Origin of the sequence: Siccirubricoccus phaeus, from assembly GCF_008360935.1 — a bacterium.
In the GTDB taxonomy this organism is placed as follows: domain Bacteria; phylum Pseudomonadota; class Alphaproteobacteria; order Acetobacterales; family Acetobacteraceae; genus Siccirubricoccus; species Siccirubricoccus phaeus.
Genome location: NZ_SRXO01000006.1, coordinates 205,921 through 221,348, shown reverse-complemented (window position 1 = coordinate 221,348; position 15,428 = coordinate 205,921). Strand labels below are relative to the sequence as shown.

The window sequence follows — 15,428 nt, the reverse complement described above, 5'->3', positions numbered from 1 at the left end:
TCTCCTCCCGCTGCAGCGTCGCCTCCACCCGGGCAGAGGCGGTCCCGCCCCCGGCCAGCGCCGCCACCAGATTCTCGCCGCCGACGATGTCGAGCGAGCCGCCATCGGCCTTGCCGCCACGGATGCGGAGCGCGAGGCTCCGCAGCCCCTCCGTGCTGCCGCCCACCAGGGTGATCCGCGCCGAGGCCTGCCAGGTGCTGCCCGGCTGGGCCGGAATCTCCCGCAGCGCGTCGAAATTCAGCACCTGATTGCTCAGCGCTTCCTCGCCATGCAGGCGGATATCGATGCTGCCCTCGCCGCGCCCGACCACCTCCAGCCTGGCCTTCATCTGCGGCACCCAATGCTCCGGCAGCGCGCCTTCCGCCGCGCCCGGGGCGGCGGCGCCGCCCGGGTTGCGCAGCCGGTTCGCCGGCTCCGGCGCCAGCCGCCCGACGAAATCGCAGACCAGGATGTCGCCCTGCACCGCCGGGCGGCTCTCCGCCACCTCTTCCAGGCTGCGGTTGCGGCTGGCGATCTGCTCCAGCGTCTTCTCCACCTCCGCCTCGTCCGGCGCGGCCTTCAGCCGCTCCAGGCTGATGGCGGCGAAATCCGGCAGCGGGATCTCCGGCATCAGCTCCAGATCCACCTGGAATTCCAGGTCGGCATCCGGGGCGAAATTCACCAGCTCGATCTTCGGCTGCAGCGCCGGGCGCAGGCCGCGATCGGTCACGATCTGGTCGGTGGCCTTGCTCACCGACTGCTCCAGCACCTCGCTCAGCACCGCCTGGCCGTAGCGCTGCTGCACCACCTTCGGCGGCACCTTGCCGGGGCGGAAGCCGGGCAGGCGCAGGTCGCGGCCGAGCTCGGCCAGGCGTTTGTCGCGCTGGGCCGCGATGTCCCCCGCGGGCACCACCACCTTGAAGCCCCGCTTGAGTCCTTCGTTCGCGACCTCGGTCACCTGCATCTTCGTTCCACCCAATCCTGAAAACGGGCTGGCCCTGCTGGTGCGGGCGGAGGGATTTGAACCCCCACGGCTTGCGCCACTGGAACCTAAATCCAGCGTGTCTGCCAGTTCCACCACGCCCGCGCCGCCAGCCCGCGCATGCAAGAGGGCGCGTGTAGCGCAGCGGCGGCCGGTTTGAAAGGCGGCGGGGCGCCGCCGCGCGCGGTTCCGTCGCCGTGGCGGTTTCCTTCCCTGGCCCGCGAGGCCCCGGCCTTCGCGCCCGCCGGCGCCCGGGCCTTCGCTTCCGCTGAACTCCCCGCTTCTGTCCCCAGGGACGGCTCTGGTTGCAGCGGGCCGCCCCCCCTCCCGCAAACTCACTCGCCAAAGGCCAGTTGGACGCAATGCGTCCAACCCTTGGCACCCGTGAGCCTAGCCGAGCAGGGCCTGCGCGCAGGCGTCCAGGATGGCGTCGCTGTCCAGGCCGTACTCCCGATAGAGGTCGGGAATGTCGCCGGCCTGGCCGAAATGGTCCACGCCCAGCGGCACCACGCGCTGGCCACGCACGGCGCCCAGCCAGGCATGCGCCGCCGGGTGGCCATCCAGCACCGTCACCAGGGCGGAACCGGGGGCCATCGGCGCCAGCAGCGTCTCGATATGGCTCGGCGCCCCGAAGCCCTGCCGCGCCTTCCGCCGCGAGGCCAGCCATTCCGCATGCAGCCGGTCCGGGCTGGTGATGGCCAGCAGCCCCGCCCCGGGCTCCTCGCTGCGCAATTCCTCGAAGGCGGCCATCGCCTCCGGCGCCACCGGGCCCTGATAGCCCAGCGCGATCCGCGCCCCCGGCGCCGGCGGCACCAGCCAATGCGCGCCCGCGATCACCGCGGCCGGGTCCAGTTCGCGCTCCGGCTGCTCCAGCCCGCGGGTGGAAAGCCGCAGCCAGACGGCGCTGCCCTCCGGCTTCTGCATATGCTCGAAGCCCCAGCGCATCAGGATGCTCAGCTCATCCGCGAAAGCCGGCTCGAAACTCGCCAGCCGGTCCTGCGCCATGCCGATCAGCGGGGTGTTCACCGATTGGTGCTGCCCGCCCTCCGGCGCCAGGGTGATGCCGGACGGCGTGCTCACCAGCATGAAGCGCGCATCCTGGTAGCAGGCATAGATCAGCGCATCGAGGCCGCGATTGACGAAGGGGTCATACACCGTCCCCACCGGCAGCAGCCGCGCGCCATACAGATCATGCGCCAGCCCCAGCGCCGAGAGCAGCAGGAACAGGTTCTGCTCGGCGATCCCCAGCTCGATATGCTGCCCTTCCGGTGACATCCCCCAGCGCTGCGCGCTGGCCAGCTTGGCGTCGCGGAACACGTCGTTCTTCTTGTGCCGGTCGAAGACGCCGCGGCGGTTCACCCAGGGGCCGAGATTGGTCGAGACCGTCACATCCGGGCTGGTGGTGACGATGCGCCGGGCGATCGCCGCCGCCTCACCCTGCCCGCGCCCCAGCTCCGCCAGCACCTCGCCGAAGGCCGCCTGGGTGGAGAGCTTCCGCCCCGCGGGCACGCGCGGCCGCGGGAAGCTGGCCTCGCCGGGCACCGGCACTGCCGGCGCCGCCAGCCGCCGCCCTTCCGGCGCCAGGGGCCGGGCGAAGGGCACGCCGTCGAGGAAGGCCTGCAGCCGGGCCTCGGGAATCCCCAGCCCCTCGAAGCGGTCCCATTCTTGGCCGTCGCGGATGTTCATCTCCGCCTTGAAGCCGGCCATCTGCTCCTTGCTCATCAGCCCGGCATGGTTGTCCTTGTGCCCGGCGAAGGGCAGGCCCATGCCCTTGATGGTGTAGGCGATGAAGCAGGTCGGCTGGTCGCCGGCGGCATCCTGGGCGCGGAACGCCTCCAGCAGGGTCGCCACGTCATGCCCGCCGAGATTGGTCATCAGCGCGCCGAGTTCCTCATCGGAGAGCGGGTCGATGATCGCCCTGATCCCCTCCTCGCGCCCCAGATCGGTCAGCAGCGCCGCCCGCCAGGCGGCGCCGCCCTGGAAGGTCAGCGCGGAGTAGAGGCTGTTCGGGCAATCGTCGATCCAGCGGCGGAGCGATTCCCCGCCCTCCCGCGCGAAGGCCGCCTGCAGCTTGCGGCCGTATTTCAGGGTGACGACGTTCCACCCCATGTCGCGGAACAGCCCCTCGATCCGGCCGAACAGCCGGTCCTGCACCACGCTGTCCAGGCTCTGGCGGTTGTAGTCGATGATCCACCAGACATTGCGGATGTCGTGCTTCCAGCCTTCCAGCAGGGCCTCGTAGATATTGCCCTCGTCCAGCTCGGCGTCGCCGACGATCGCGATATGCCGCCCGGCGGGGATCTCCGGCCGCCCCAGCCCGTGCAGCTTCACGTAATCCTGCACCAGGCTGCCGAAGCTGGTCAGCGCCACGCCGAGGCCGACGGAGCCGGTGGAGAAATCCACCTCCACCCCGTCCTTCACCCGGCTGGGATAGGGCTGGATGCCGCGGAATTGCCGCAGCGTCTCCAGCTTCGCCCGGTCCTGCCGGCCGAACAGGTAGTTCACCGCGTGGAACACCGGCCCGGCATGCGGCTTCACCGCCAGCCGGTCCTCCGGCTTCAGCATCTCGAAATAGAGCGCCGCCATGATGGAGATGACGGAGGCGCAGGAGGCCTGGTGGCCGCCCACCTTCAGCCCGTCCCGGCTGGGGCGGACATGGTTCGCATGGTGGATCATCCAGGCGGAAAGCCAGAGCAGCTTCCGCTCCAGCGCATGGAGCAGGGGGAGCTGCTCCGCCTCCTCACCCGGTTGCAGTAACTGCACCGGCCGTTCCAGCGTCATCCCCGCCTCTCCTCCCCGGCTGCGTTCCGGCCGGCAGCATAGACGGCGGCGCGGGGAAGGCGAAGCGGCGGCTGGGCCCGGGGGGCCGGACGGCGTCCCTCCCCAGGCGCCGGCCTTTCCCGCGGGCCCGGAGGCCGGCCGCCGCGCCCGCGCCCAGGCTCCTCCGCCCAGGCCCGGCCCGCGCGGCGCCGCAGCCCCGGCGAGGCCGAGCAGCCCCGCGCCGAGCAGCGCGGCGCTCATCGGCTCCGGCGCCGGGGGTGACCACCACCTCCTCGATATCGTCGCCAAGGACATAGGCAGAGGTGATGGTGGCGGACTCTCCGGCGGCGAGGTCGCCGATGAACCGGCCATGTCGAGCCCGTAATCGCCGACCACGGTGCCGGGAAAGGTGGCGCCGCCCCCGGCGAGGATGGCGAAGGGGTCGTCATGGGCCGCAGCAGCCGCCATCGCTCCGGGTGTTGGAGGTCAGCCCCTCCGTGGTGTTCAGCAGAGCCAGGACGTAGCCGGTGGCGCCGCGGTATCCGGCCCGTGTCTCCGGCGGTCGCCTGTCCGCCCCGCCTGTCCGCCCCGTCCGCCGGAACTCCGGCGGGCGCCGCGGTCAGGCCATCGGCTGGGCAGCATGTGACGATTCGGCAATAGAATGCAACCTTACAACGATCATGCTAATTTGGCAAAGACCTGATTTCACGGACTCTTCAACCCGACCCGCGTCCCGCCTGGCTCGGTCTGTAAAATTATCCGACAGGCCCGCCATCCGCCGGCTTTCCCGCCGCCGATCGCCGCCCGCCCCTCCCGCCGGTCTCGCTTGCCCTCGGCGGCCGGAGCCGGTAGCGGTGGCGGATACCGTGCGAGACCGGCTTGCCCCTCACCAGGACCACCTTCGGCCGCGTAACCCTCCTCCTGATGGCGGTCGGCTTCGCCGCCCTGCTGGCGGTCGGGGTCGGCCTCGTCTGGCTGGTCGAAAGCTCCCGCGGCTTCAGCCAGGCGGTGACCGCCACGCAGAATGTCCGCCTCGCCTCGGTCCGCGTCCTCTCCCTCATGCAGGACGCCGAAACCGGCCAGCGCGGCTACCTCCTGACCGGCGACCGCAGCTACCTCGCCCCCTATGAGGCGGCGGTCGCCGCCCTGCCCGAGGCGCTGCCGGACCTCGCCCGGCAGGTCATCGCCGATGGCGGCCTCGCCGGCCCGGTCGAGGCGCTCGCCCGGAATGCGCAGCGGAAGCTCGACGAGCTGGCGCATACCATCGCCCTCGCCGAAACCGGGAACCGCGAGGCGGCGCTCGCCGCGGTGCGGAGCGGCCTCGGCCAGGCCAGCATGCAAGACGTCCGCGCCGAGCTGGCCGCCCTCGAGACCCGCAGCGCCGGGCGCCTCGCCGCCCGCACCGCGGCGGTGGAGCGATCCGGCCGGGCGCTGCTGGCCGGCGCCGCCCTCGCCCTCGCCCTGATGTTCGCCGTCACCTTCGGCGCCGGGCTGATCAGCCACCGCTACCTGCGGGCGCTGGAGCGGGCCGAGGCCGCCACCCGCGTGGCGAATGAGGGGCTGGAGGCGCGGGTCGCCGAACGCACCGCCTCCCTGGCCGCGGCCAATGCGGAGATCCAGCGCTTCGCCTATATCGTCTCGCACGACCTCCGGGCGCCGCTGGTCAACGTCATGGGCTTCACCGCAGAACTGGAAACGAGCCTCGGCGAGCTGCGCGGCCTGGTGGAGCGGCTGCAGCAGGAGGCGCCGGCGCTGCTGACCCCGGCCATCCAGGCGGCGGTCACCGAGGAGGTGCCGGAGGCGATCCGCTTCATCCGCAGCTCCACCGAGCGGATGGACCGGCTGATCAACGCCATCCTCCGCCTTTCCCGGGAAGGCCGCCGCGCCCTGAAGCCGGAGCGGGTGGAGCTGGCGGCGCTGCTCGATGCGCTGCTGGCCACCATGCAGCACCAGCTCGAGGAGGCGGGCGCCACGGTGGAGCGGCAGCCCAGCCTGCCCGCCCTCGTCACCGACCGGCTGGCACTCGAACAGATACTCGGAAATTTGATCGACAACGCAGTGAAATACCTGGACCCCGCGCGGCCCGGCCGCATCACAATTACCGCAGAGCGCCGAGGGACGAGGATCGAGATCGAGGTCGCCGACAATGGCCGCGGCATCGACCCGCGCGACCATGCCCGGGTCTTCGAATTGTTCCGCCGTTCCGGCCGGCAGGACCAGAAGGGGGAGGGCATCGGCCTCGCCCATGTGCGGGCCCTGGCCCGACGGCTGGGCGGCGAGGTTTCGCTGCAATCCACCCCAGGCCAAGGCTCGCGCTTCCGTGTCATCCTGCCCGCCATCCTGGCCCCGGAGCCGGCCGCTTCCGAGGAGAATTACGCATGAATGCCGTCCCTCTGGCCGTGACCATCGTCATGATCGAGGACGACGAGGGGCATGCCCGGCTGATCGAGAAGAACCTGAAGCGTGCCGGCGTGTACAATGAGGTGCGGCATTTCGCCGATGGCACCTCGGCGCTGGACTACCTGCTCGGCCCCTCCCATGGCGGGCAGCGGCCGCTGCTGGTCCTGCTCGACCTCAACCTGCCGGATATGAGCGGTTTCGACATCCTGGCGAAGATCAAGGACGACCCGGTGCTGCGCCCGGCCCCGGTCATCGTCCTCACCACCACGGATGACGAGCGGGAGATCCGCCGCGGCTACGAGCTGGGCTGCAACGTCTACATCACCAAGCCGGTGAACTACGAGAGCTTCGCCCAGGCGGTGCGCCAGCTCGGCCTGTTCCTTGCCGTCATCCAGGTGCCGCCCCCGACATGACCGGCCACCGCATCCTCTACATCGATGACGAGCCCGGGCTGCGCCGCCTGGTGCAGCGGGACCTGATGCGCCACGGCTATGCGGTGGAGACCGCGCCGGATGGCGAGGCCGGCCTCGCCCTGGCCCGGGCCGGCGGCTTCGACTGCATCTGCCTGGACCACTACATGCCCGGGCCGGACGGGCTTCAGATCCTGCCCTCGCTGCGCGCCCTGCCGGAGACGCCGCCGGTCATCTTCGTCACCGGGGCCGATGACGGCAGGCTGGCCGTTGCCGCGCTGCGCGCCGGCGCCTCGGACTACGTCATCAAGGAGGCGGGGGAGGATTTCCTCGTCCTGCTGCGCTCCGCCATCGAGGCGGCGATCGACCGCGCCGCCCTGCGCGCCGCGCATTACCGGGCCGAAGCCGCGGTGCGGGAGGCGCGGGACCGGGCGGAGAGCCTGGCCCGCCAGCGCGCCGTGCTGCTGCGGGAGGTGAATCACCGCGTCGCCAACAGCCTGCAGCTCATCGGCTCCCTCGCCCGGCTGCAGGAAGGCAGCGTGACCGACCCCGGCGCACGCGCCGCGCTGGCCGCCATGCGCAACCGCATCGCCGCCGTCGCCCAGGTGCATCGCCGCCTCTACACCTCGGAGGATGTGCAGAGCGTCGCGCTGCACGACTACCTGGCGGGGCTGATCGAGGAGATCGGCCGGGCGGGGGATGCGCATGCCATCTCGCTGGAGGCGGAGCCGCTGGTGGTGCCGACCGACCGCGCCGTCTCGCTCGGCGTCATCCTCTCCGAGCTCGTCACCAATGCGATGAAATACGCCTATCCGGACTCCGGCCAGGGGCCCATTCGGGTGCGGCTGCAGGCCACGCCGGAGGGGGGGGAGATGGCGGTGCAGGATGAGGGGGTGGGCTCCACCGGCGCCGAGCCGGGCGGCACCGGGCTCGGGCGGCGGATCGTCGAGGCGCTCTCGGCCGGGATCGGCGGGACGGTGGAACATGCCTCCGGCCCCGGCGGCACGCGGGTGAGCGTGCGCTTCGCGCTGGACTAGCCGGCCCGTCCCGTCCAGCCCCGGCCCGCGCGGCCTGAGGCCGCACACGAGGCTCGGGCCGGGCATCGCCGGTTCAGACAATGGGCAAACCCATATCGGCGCGGCCAGGGCGGTGCGGGTGCAGCCTCTTCGGGGCTCGCCTGCCGCGGCCGGCCGCCAGCGGCGCGGCTGGAGCGTGATCGGCTGAGGTCAAATCGACCGAAACCTTGAATCACGCGACCACACGATGAGCCGGAGCGGGACGGGTGAGCGAAGCTCAGCCGATCCCGCTCCGGGGACCCACGCCGCGCGGCCGGCCGTGGCGCCGCGGCGCCCCTCGGCGCCGGCCTCGGCCGGGCGACTCGCGCTTCCGGCTGACAGCCCGGGCGAGGCAGGGTTGAATGCCGGCATGAGTGCCTCACCCCAGCCAGCCGCCAGGGTCAGCCTGAGGCTCGATCTCGCCTCCGGGGGGCGAATCGGGCCAGGGAAGATTGCCTTGCTCGAAGCCATCGCCCGCAGCGGGTCCATCGCGGCCGCGGCCCGGGAACTCGGCATGTCCTACCCGCGCGCGCTGCGGCTGGTGGAGGCGCTGGACGCGGCGCTGGGCGTCGCCGCCGTCACCCGGGCGCCGGGCGGGCAGCGGGGCGGCGGCGCCAACCTGACCTCGGCCGGCCACGCGCTGATCGCCCGGTACCGGGAGGTGGAAGCGGCGGCGCAGGCGGCGGCGGGGCCGGTACCGGGGAAGGGCGTGGTGCCGGAGTAGGTCGGGGCTTCGGCCCCGAACCCCAGCAGGGGGCGCCGCCCCCATCGAACGCATGCGTTCGATCCCCGCCGGGGACCGGACCGGTCCCCGGACCCCGGTGTGGGTTTCAGACCCGACGGTTGAACCAGCCGGGCCAGGGCGGGAAGTTTCGGCGGGGCATGGTCGTCCCGCCACAGGCTGGCGCTCCTGGGGCCCTGCCCCGTGCTCCGGCCCGGTTTGCCGCTCGCCGCCCGGTCTTTTCTTCGCTGTGAATGGCGGGCAATATCGAAGGACGCCAGCAAGGATCCCCCCATGCGACGCCGCCTGCTTGCCCTGCTCGCCCTGGCCCTTCTTTGCCCCGCCCCGCTCCGCGCCCAGGGGACGTCCGGGGGCAGCGACCAGCCCCTCACCCTCTTCGCCGCCGCCTCCCTGCAGGATGCGCTGCGGGCGCTGGAGCCCGCCTGGCGCGCCGCCGCGCCGGGCAATCGGCCGCTGCGCCTCTCCTTCGCCGCCTCCTCCACCCTCGCCCGGCAGATCGAGCAGGGAGCGCCCGCCGATCTCTTCCTCTCCGCCGACGAGCCCTGGATGGACTATGTCGCGGAGCGCAAGCTCATCGTGCCGGAGACCCGCGTCAGCCCGCTCGGCAACGCGCTTGCCCTGATCGCCCCGGCGGACAGCCCGGCCCGGCCCCTCGCCCTCGGCCGCGGCACGGATCTCGCCGCCCTGCTCGGCCCGCAGGGGCGGCTGGCGGTGGGCGACCCGGCGCATGTGCCGGTGGGCGTCTATGCCCGCGCCGCGCTGACCTGGATGGGCCAGTGGGACTCGCTGCAGCCCCGCCTCGCCCGCGCCGAATCGGTGCGCGCCGGCATGCTGCTGGTGGAGCGCGGCGAGGCGCCGCTCGGCATCGTCTACGCCACGGATGCGGCGGCGAGCCAGAAGGTGAAGCTGCTCGGCACCTTCCCGGCGGAAAGCCACCCGCCGGTCAGCTACCCCTTCGCCGTCACCACCCGGGCGGCGAATGACGCCCAGGCGCGCGCCCTGCTCGCCTGGCTCGCCGGGCCGGCCGCGGCCGGCACCTGGCAGCGCTTCGGCTTCGTGGTCCGCGCCCCGTGAACTTCCCGCTGCCAGATGCGCGGCTCGCCGCCCTGCTGGCCGAGGATGCGCCCTATGGCGACCTGACCACGGCGGGGCTCGGCATCGGGGAGCGGCCCGGACGCCTCGCCTTCCGCGCCCGCGGCACCATGACGCTCGCCTGCATCGAGGAGGCGGAGCGGCTGTTCCAGCTTGCCGGCTGCGCGGAGACGCGGCGCTATGCCGCGAGCGGCGCGCAGGTGGAGGCGGGGGGCGATCTGCTGTTCGCCACCGGCCCGGCCGCCGCGCTGCACCGCGCGGCGAAGGTGGCGCAGGTGCTGGTGGAGATCGCCTCCGGCATCGCCAGCCGGGCGCATGCGCTGGTGCAGGCGGCGCGCAGCGCCAGGCCGGGCATCGCCGTGGCCTGCACCCGCAAGCATCTGCCGGGGGCGAAGGACATCATGCTGCGCGCCGTCACCGCCGGCGGCTGCATCGCGCACCGGCTGGGGCTTTCGGACAGCCTGCTGGTCTTTCCGGAGCATCGCGCCTTCCTCGGCCGCACCCCGCCGCATCTCTGGGTGGCGGCGCTGCGCGCGGCGCAGCCGGAGCGCAAGGTGGCGGTGGAGGCGGACGGCATCGACCTCGCTTTGCAATTCGCCCATGCCGGCGTGGATACGCTGCAGCTCGACAAGCTGCCGCCCGAGGATGTGGCGGCCGTGGCCCGCGCTATATCCGGCATGCCGCGCCGGCCGCTGCTGGTGGCGACGGGCGGGGTGAATGTGGCGAATGCCGCCGCCTATGCGGCGGCCGGGGCGGATCTGCTGGTCACTTCCTTTCCCTATGCCGCGCCGCCGGCCGATGTGGCCGTGGCGATGCTGGCGCTGGATCGCTGAGCGCCGAAAGGATCAAGGAACCAGGGGAAGATCGGGGGCGCTGCCCCCGAACCCCCGCCGGGGAGGGGACCCCTCCCCGGACCCCGGTGTGGGTTTTGCGGTTCGACCTGCTGGCTCGGGCCGGGATCCGGGGGGCCCACCCCCGGTGGGGGTCCAGGGGGGCGGAGCCCCGTCCCCTAATCCACCCCGACGATGACGTCCGATGCCTTCACGATCGCCGTTGCCGCCTTGCCCACCTCGAGTCCCAGCGCTTCCGCCGCCTCATTGGTGATGGAGGCCGTGACGACGAATCCGGCCGCCACCTCGATCTTCACATGCGCCGTGGTCGCCCCCTTGGTGACCGAGACGACCTTGCCCGGCATGACGTTGCGTGCGGACAGCTTCATGGCGTGCTCCTCCGTGCTGGCCGGCGGCCGCGGCGCGGCGCCGGCGCCCTGCCTCCTACCCCCGATTCCCCGCCGGGGCGAGGCCGCGGCATTCCGGCCACGCCGCGCGCCCGCCAGGGCCGCCCCGGCAACGCCAGCTTGGCGCTGTTGCGCCGCTTCGGTATCAAGGTCGCGTGCGCACATTTCCCGCCTTAGGCCTTGCCCTGGCCCTGATCGGCGCCGCCGTCCCGGCTTTCGCCGATCCCCTACCCGCCCCTGCCCTGCCCCTGGCGGCGCGCGCGGAAGCGCAGTCCCGCCTGGCGGAGCGGCTGCGGCGGCTGGAGGAGGACGGGCTGGAGCCGCGCCTCTACGCCATCCCCGAGGAGAGCCAGGCCCAGGCCGACCCCGCCGCCTTCCAGGCGGCGCTGCTGCGCGCCGCCGGCCAGGCGCTGGCCGATCTGCTGCATGGCCGGGTCGCCGGCCTGCACAACCGCCCGGATCTCCGCCGCGACACCGCCGCCCTGCCGCTTGCCCCCTGGCTGGCCGAGCTGGCGGCGAGCCCCGAGCCGGCCGCCCTCATCGACCGCGCTGCCCTGCTGCCGCCCGAAGCCGCGGCGCTGAAGCGGGCGCTGGCCGCCGCCCGGGCCCAGGTCGCCGCCGGCGGCTGGCCGGGCGTCCCCGCCGGCAGCGATACGCTGGAGCCGGATGCCATCGACCCGGTCCGGGTCCCGGCGCTGCGCGCCCGGCTCTCCGCCACGGACGCCCTGGTGCCGGCGACCGGCAGCGACATCTACGACCCCGAGCTGGTCGCCGCGGTGAAGCGCTTCCAGGCGGCGGAGGGGCTGGAGCCGGATGGCCGCATCGGCCGCCTCACCTTCCTCGCCCTGAACCGCCCGGCCGAGGCCAAAGTGAACCAGCTCCGCGTCGCGCTGGACATGCGCCGCGCCGCCGCCGCCGAGCCGCGCGAGCGGCATATCGAGGTGAATGTCGCGCATCAGCGCCTGGCGGTCATCGAGGCCGGCCGCACCCTGCTGGCGATGAACGTCATCGTCGGCAAGCCGGCGCGGGCCACGCCGATGATGCGCGTGCGCCTCACCAGCGTGCAGTTCAACCCGCCCTGGGGCGTGCCGGTGCGCAATGCGCGGGAGGATCTGCTGCCGCGCTTCCGCCGCGACCCGCGGGCGATGATGGAGAAGGGCTTTCGCGTCTTCGGCATGGTGGAGGGGCAGCGCGTCGAGATCGACCCGACCACGATCGACTGGCGCAGCGTGAACCCGGAGCGCTTTCCGTACTTCATCCGGCAGGATGCGGGCGATGCGAACGCCCTCGGCCGAATCAAATTCGTGATGCCGAACACCGAGGACATCTACATGCACGATACGCCGGACCGGCACCTTTTCCGCCGCCCCGACCGGGCCTTCTCCTCCGGCTGCATCCGGCTGGAGCGGCCGATGGAGCTGCTCGACATCGTGCTGCAAGGGGCGGCGGGCTGGGACCGGGCGCGGGTGCAGCGGGTGCTGGACGGCCGGCAGACCACCAACGTCACCGCGCCGCGCAGCCTGCCGGTACGGCTCTACTACAGCACCGCCGTGGTGGAGGGGGATGAGGTGACGCTGCGGCCGGATATCTACGGACTGGACGAGGCCTATCTGCGGGCCCTGGACTCCACCCGCGCGCGGATCGCCCAGCGGTGAGGGCGTGGCGTTGCCCCTGCTGCGCCGGAGAGGCGCAGGGCCTGCTGCACCGGCGCGGCCTGCTGGGCGCGGCGCTGGGCCTTGCCGCCGCCTCGGTGCTGCCGCCGGCGGCCATGGCCCAGCTCATCACCGGCGGCGCGCCGCGGCGGCTGGCGATCCAGCGCATGGTGACGAATGAGAGCTTCGACGGAATCTACTGGCAGGATGGCCGCTACGACCGGGAGGCGCTGAACAGGCTGAACTGGGTGCTGCGCGATCCCACCCGGGACGAGGCGACGCCGATGGATCCGCGCCTGTTCGACGTGCTGTTCACCATGGCGGAGCGGCTGGACGCCACCGAGGGCTACCAGGTGATCAGCGGCTACCGCGCGCCGGAGACCAATGCCGCCAAGGCGCGGCAGAGCCGGCGGGTCTCCCGCGCCTCGCTGCACATGTCCGGCATGGCGGCGGATGTACGGCTGCCGGGGCGGGACAGCTACGCGCTGGCGCGGCTGGCGGCGGAGATGCAGGTCGGCGGCGTCGGGCTGTACCGGCGGGACGGCTTCGTGCATCTGGATTGCGGCCCGGCCCGGCGCTGGTGAATGGCTGCCCTCCCTCCCTCGCTGGCGGGGGAGGGCTGGGGTGGGGGTGGGACCTGCGGCGAGGCGTAGAGATGGAGGCCGCCGGGCCGTGGCTGCGGGACTGGCGGCGCCGTGCCCTGCATCGCCGCCCGGCCGGCCGGCCTAGCCGCACCCCCTCCCCGCTCCGCCGGGGGAAGGAAACCGCCTACTCGGCGTAGATCATCTTCCGTACCATCCCGCCATCCACCACGAAATCCCCGCCGGTGACGAAGCCCGAATCCGGCCCCAGCAGCCAGGCGGCCAGCGCCGCCACATCCTCCACCCGGCCGACGCGCCCGGCCGGGTGCTGGATATGGTCCTCCGGCCGCGGCGCACTGCCCCTGGTGTGGATCCAGCCCGGGCTGATGCAATTCACCCGCACATCCGGCCCCAGGCTGATCGCCAGCGCATGGCTGAGCGCCACCAGCCCGCCCTTGGAGGCGGCGTAGCTCTCGGTATCCGGCTCCGACTGCCGGGCACGGGTGGAGGCGATGGTCACCACCGCGCCATGCGCCGCCCGCAGCATCGCCTCCGCCGCCCGCACCAGCAGGAAGGTGCTGGTCAGGTTGGTCGCCAGCACGCTGTTCCATTCGCCGAGCGTCAGCGCCCCGAGCGGCTTGCGCAGCATGAAGCCGGCATTGCAGACGAGCCCGTCCAGCCGCCCTTCTTCCACGTGAATGCCCCGCACCAGGGCGCCGACCGCGCCTTCATCGGCCACATCCGCCATCACGGCGCGGCCGCCCGGCGGCGGCGGCGCCTCGTCGCGGTCGGCGACCACCACTCGCCAGCCGCCCTCCGCCAGCCTTGCGGCGATGGCTGCGCCGATGCCGCGTGCCCCTCCGCTGACCAGCGCCACACGCTGTTGCCCCGCCATGCCGGCCTCCTTCGCCACCGCTATGAACCGAGACGGCTAGGCCAGGGTTCCCGCCGGCGCATTGCGCTGTAGCATGGACGCCGACGCGAAATGAGGAAATCGCCCATGGCCCAGCCCCTGCTGTTCACCCCGATGGAATTGCGCGGCGTGACGCTGAAGAACCGCGCGGTGGTGGCCCCCATGCACCAATATGCCGCGGTGCGGGGCTTCGCGACCGATTGGCACCTGATGAATGCCGGGCGCTATGCCGCCGGCGGCGCCGGCCTCGTCATCGTCGAGAGCACCAAGGTGGAGCGGCGCGGCTGCGGCACCGTCGGCGATCTGGGCATATGGGAGGATGGGCATATCCCGGGCCATGCGCGCATCGTCGAGTTCATCCGCACCCATGGCGCCGTCGCCGGGCTGCAGATCGGGCATTCCGGCCGCAAGGCCCGCCGCTTCCGCCCCTGGGAGGGCGGCCGGCCGCTGGTGAACGGCCCGGGCATCGAGGATTGGGAGGGGTGGGAGCTGGTCGCCCCCTCCGCCATCAACAGCCCGGAGAGCGACCCCACCCCACGCGCGCTGACGCGGGACGAGATCCCGGCGGTGATCGAGCGCTGGGGCCAGGCCGCGCGCCGCGCCAACGCGGCCGGCTACCAGGTGCTGGAGGTCCATGCCGCGCATGGCTATCTCATCCACCAATTCCTCTCGCCCTTCAGCAACCGGCGCAATGACGATTACGGCGGCTCCGAGCTGAACCGCATGCGCTTCTGCATCGAGGTGGTGGAAAGCGTCCGCGCCCATTGGCCGGCGGAAAAGCCGCTGTTTGTCCGCTTCTCGGTGGATGACGATGCCGGCTGGGACCCGGACCAGAGCGTAAGGCTGGCGCGCCTCCTCAAGCCCAAGGGCGTCGATGTCATCGACTGCTCCTCGGGCGGCATGCGCGGCGCGCCGGTGGTCTCGGCCGGGCCCATCACCTATGGCTACCAGGTGCCCTATGCCGCGAAGCTGCGGCGGGAGGCGGAGATCATGTCCATGGCGGTCGGCCTCATCGTCCATGCCGACCAGGCGGAGGGCATCCTGCAGCGCGGCGAGGCCGATTTGATCGCTCTGGCGCGGGAGCTGCTCTACAACCCGAACTGGCCGATGGATGCGGCGCAGAAGCTCGGCGTCGATGCCGAATTCGCCCTGGTGCCGCCGCCGCAATCCTACTGGCTGGAAAAGCGCGCGCGGCAGGTGAAGGAGCTGGTGCCGAGCACCTTCCGGGAGAAGCTGGGCGCATGAGCCCGCGGCGCAACGGCGGCAGGCCGGAGGGCGGCGGGCGCGTCCCGGACGGGCGCCCGAAGGCTGGGCATGCTGGGGTCGGGCATGCTGGGGCCGGGCATGCTGAGGCAGGGCATGCTGAGGCAGGGCGCCGGCGGGTCGGGCGGCCGGAGGCTGGACACCTCAGGACGGGGCATCCCGGCGCGGGTTGCCCTGGGGCCGAGCATCCTGAGGCCGGGCATCTCGGAACCGGGCGCCCTGGAGTTGAGCACGCTGGGGCCGGGCATCGGGCGGAAGGCGGCCTCACCCGCCGCGCCGCCCTGGCCGCGGGGCTGGGCGCCGGGGCAGCGCTCGCGGCGCCGTCCCTCTGGGCCCAGGGCGCCTGGCCGAACCGGCCGCTG

The 15,428-nt window shown here is 72.8% G+C and carries 12 protein-coding genes, 1 tRNA gene and 1 pseudogene; 9 read left to right on the top strand and 5 right to left on the bottom strand.

The genetic code is table 11. The features are described from left to right. Positions 1–523: 523 nt before the first annotated feature. The 3 genes and pseudogenes from E5N76_RS11040 to E5N76_RS11030 form a co-directional block, all read right to left on the bottom strand. Positions 524–943, bottom strand: a pseudogene (locus tag E5N76_RS11040) (trigger factor); the annotation flags it as partial. A gap of 38 nt (positions 944–981) precedes the next feature. Continuing rightward, positions 982–1,066 (bottom strand) — tRNA-Leu (locus tag E5N76_RS11035). Positions 1,067–1,351: 285 nt separating this feature from the next. After that, a complete protein-coding gene (locus E5N76_RS11030; protein ID WP_149537347.1) occupies positions 1,352–3,742 on the bottom strand; it encodes a 1-deoxy-D-xylulose-5-phosphate synthase N-terminal domain-containing protein in 2,391 nt (796 codons plus the stop codon). 858 nt (positions 3,743–4,600) lie between these two features. Here E5N76_RS11030 and E5N76_RS11025 point away from each other — a divergent pair. The 6 genes from E5N76_RS11025 (at position 4,601) to modD (ending at position 10,253) form a co-directional block, all read left to right on the top strand. Next, positions 4,601–6,103 (top strand): sensor histidine kinase, encoded by a 1,503-nt coding sequence (locus E5N76_RS11025; RefSeq protein WP_149537346.1) that lies wholly within the window; start codon positions 4,601–4,603, stop codon positions 6,101–6,103. Continuing rightward, positions 6,100–6,534, top strand: a complete 435-nt coding sequence (locus E5N76_RS11020; RefSeq protein ID WP_149537345.1) for a response regulator — start codon at positions 6,100–6,102, stop codon at positions 6,532–6,534. Before E5N76_RS11025 ends, E5N76_RS11020 begins: the two co-directional genes overlap by 4 nt. Continuing rightward, on the top strand, positions 6,531–7,568 hold the full coding sequence (locus E5N76_RS11015; RefSeq protein ID WP_149537344.1) for a sensor histidine kinase: 1,038 nt from the start codon (positions 6,531–6,533) through the stop codon (positions 7,566–7,568). Before E5N76_RS11020 ends, E5N76_RS11015 begins: the two co-directional genes overlap by 4 nt. A gap of 475 nt (positions 7,569–8,043) precedes the next feature. Beyond that, entirely contained in the window at positions 8,044–8,310 is a 267-nt protein-coding gene (locus E5N76_RS11010; protein WP_207791943.1) for a winged helix-turn-helix domain-containing protein, read from the top strand. Between the two features lie 291 nt (positions 8,311–8,601). Further along, the gene (modA, locus tag E5N76_RS11005) at positions 8,602–9,402 is read left to right on the top strand and encodes a molybdate ABC transporter substrate-binding protein (protein ID WP_149537342.1); all 801 of its coding nucleotides are present in this window, start codon (positions 8,602–8,604) and stop codon (positions 9,400–9,402) included. Continuing rightward, positions 9,399–10,253, top strand: coding sequence for a ModD protein (gene modD, locus E5N76_RS11000; RefSeq protein ID WP_149537341.1), 855 nt, complete (start codon positions 9,399–9,401; stop codon positions 10,251–10,253). The genes modA and modD overlap by 4 nt, the downstream gene beginning before the upstream one ends. Positions 10,254–10,429: 176 nt before the next feature. On the opposite strand, the gene E5N76_RS10995 is transcribed toward modD, so the two are convergent. After that, positions 10,430–10,639: a TOBE domain-containing protein gene (locus tag E5N76_RS10995; protein ID WP_149537340.1), complete on the bottom strand. Its 210-nt coding sequence runs from the start codon at positions 10,637–10,639 to the stop codon at positions 10,430–10,432. 173 nt (positions 10,640–10,812) lie between these two features. Here E5N76_RS10995 and E5N76_RS10990 point away from each other — a divergent pair, with 173 nt between their 5' ends. Together E5N76_RS10990 and E5N76_RS10985 are read left to right on the top strand one after the other, a co-directional pair. Then, a complete protein-coding gene (locus E5N76_RS10990) occupies positions 10,813–12,312 on the top strand; it encodes a L,D-transpeptidase family protein (RefSeq protein ID WP_149537339.1) in 1,500 nt (499 codons plus the stop codon). Beyond that, positions 12,309–12,893, top strand: coding sequence for a YcbK family protein (locus tag E5N76_RS10985; protein WP_235907660.1), 585 nt, complete (start codon positions 12,309–12,311; stop codon positions 12,891–12,893). The genes E5N76_RS10990 and E5N76_RS10985 overlap by 4 nt, the downstream gene beginning before the upstream one ends. 184 nt (positions 12,894–13,077) lie before the next feature. Here the strand turns inward: E5N76_RS10985 and E5N76_RS10980 are convergent, their stop codons facing one another. Further along, positions 13,078–13,785 carry an SDR family oxidoreductase gene (locus E5N76_RS10980; protein ID WP_149537338.1) on the bottom strand — a complete coding sequence of 236 codons (708 nt, stop codon included), beginning with the start codon at positions 13,783–13,785 and terminating at the stop codon, positions 13,078–13,080. A 105-nt stretch (positions 13,786–13,890) separates the two neighbouring features. On the opposite strand from E5N76_RS10980, the gene E5N76_RS10975 reads away from it, so the two are divergent. Beyond that, positions 13,891–15,048, top strand: a complete 1,158-nt coding sequence (locus E5N76_RS10975) for an NADH:flavin oxidoreductase/NADH oxidase (protein WP_149537337.1) — start codon at positions 13,891–13,893, stop codon at positions 15,046–15,048. Positions 15,049–15,428 lie beyond the last annotated feature (380 nt).

Bases quoted from the DNA above. Each gene is read 5' to 3' on its own strand.
- E5N76_RS10975 (WP_149537337.1), top strand. From the start codon at position 13,891: ATGGCCCAGCCCCTGCTGTTCACCCCGATGGAATTGCGCGGCGTGACG.
- modA (WP_149537342.1), top strand. From the start codon at position 8,602: ATGCGACGCCGCCTGCTTGCCCTGCTCGCCCTGGCCCTTCTTTGCCCC.
- E5N76_RS11020 (WP_149537345.1), top strand. From the start codon at position 6,100: ATGAATGCCGTCCCTCTGGCCGTGACCATCGTCATGATCGAGGACGAC.
- E5N76_RS11030 (WP_149537347.1), bottom strand. From the start codon at position 3,742: ATGACGCTGGAACGGCCGGTGCAGTTACTGCAACCGGGTGAGGAGGCG.
- E5N76_RS10980 (WP_149537338.1), bottom strand. From the start codon at position 13,785: ATGGCGGGGCAACAGCGTGTGGCGCTGGTCAGCGGAGGGGCACGCGGC.
- E5N76_RS10995 (WP_149537340.1), bottom strand. From the start codon at position 10,639: ATGAAGCTGTCCGCACGCAACGTCATGCCGGGCAAGGTCGTCTCGGTC.
- E5N76_RS11015 (WP_149537344.1), top strand. From the start codon at position 6,531: ATGACCGGCCACCGCATCCTCTACATCGATGACGAGCCCGGGCTGCGC.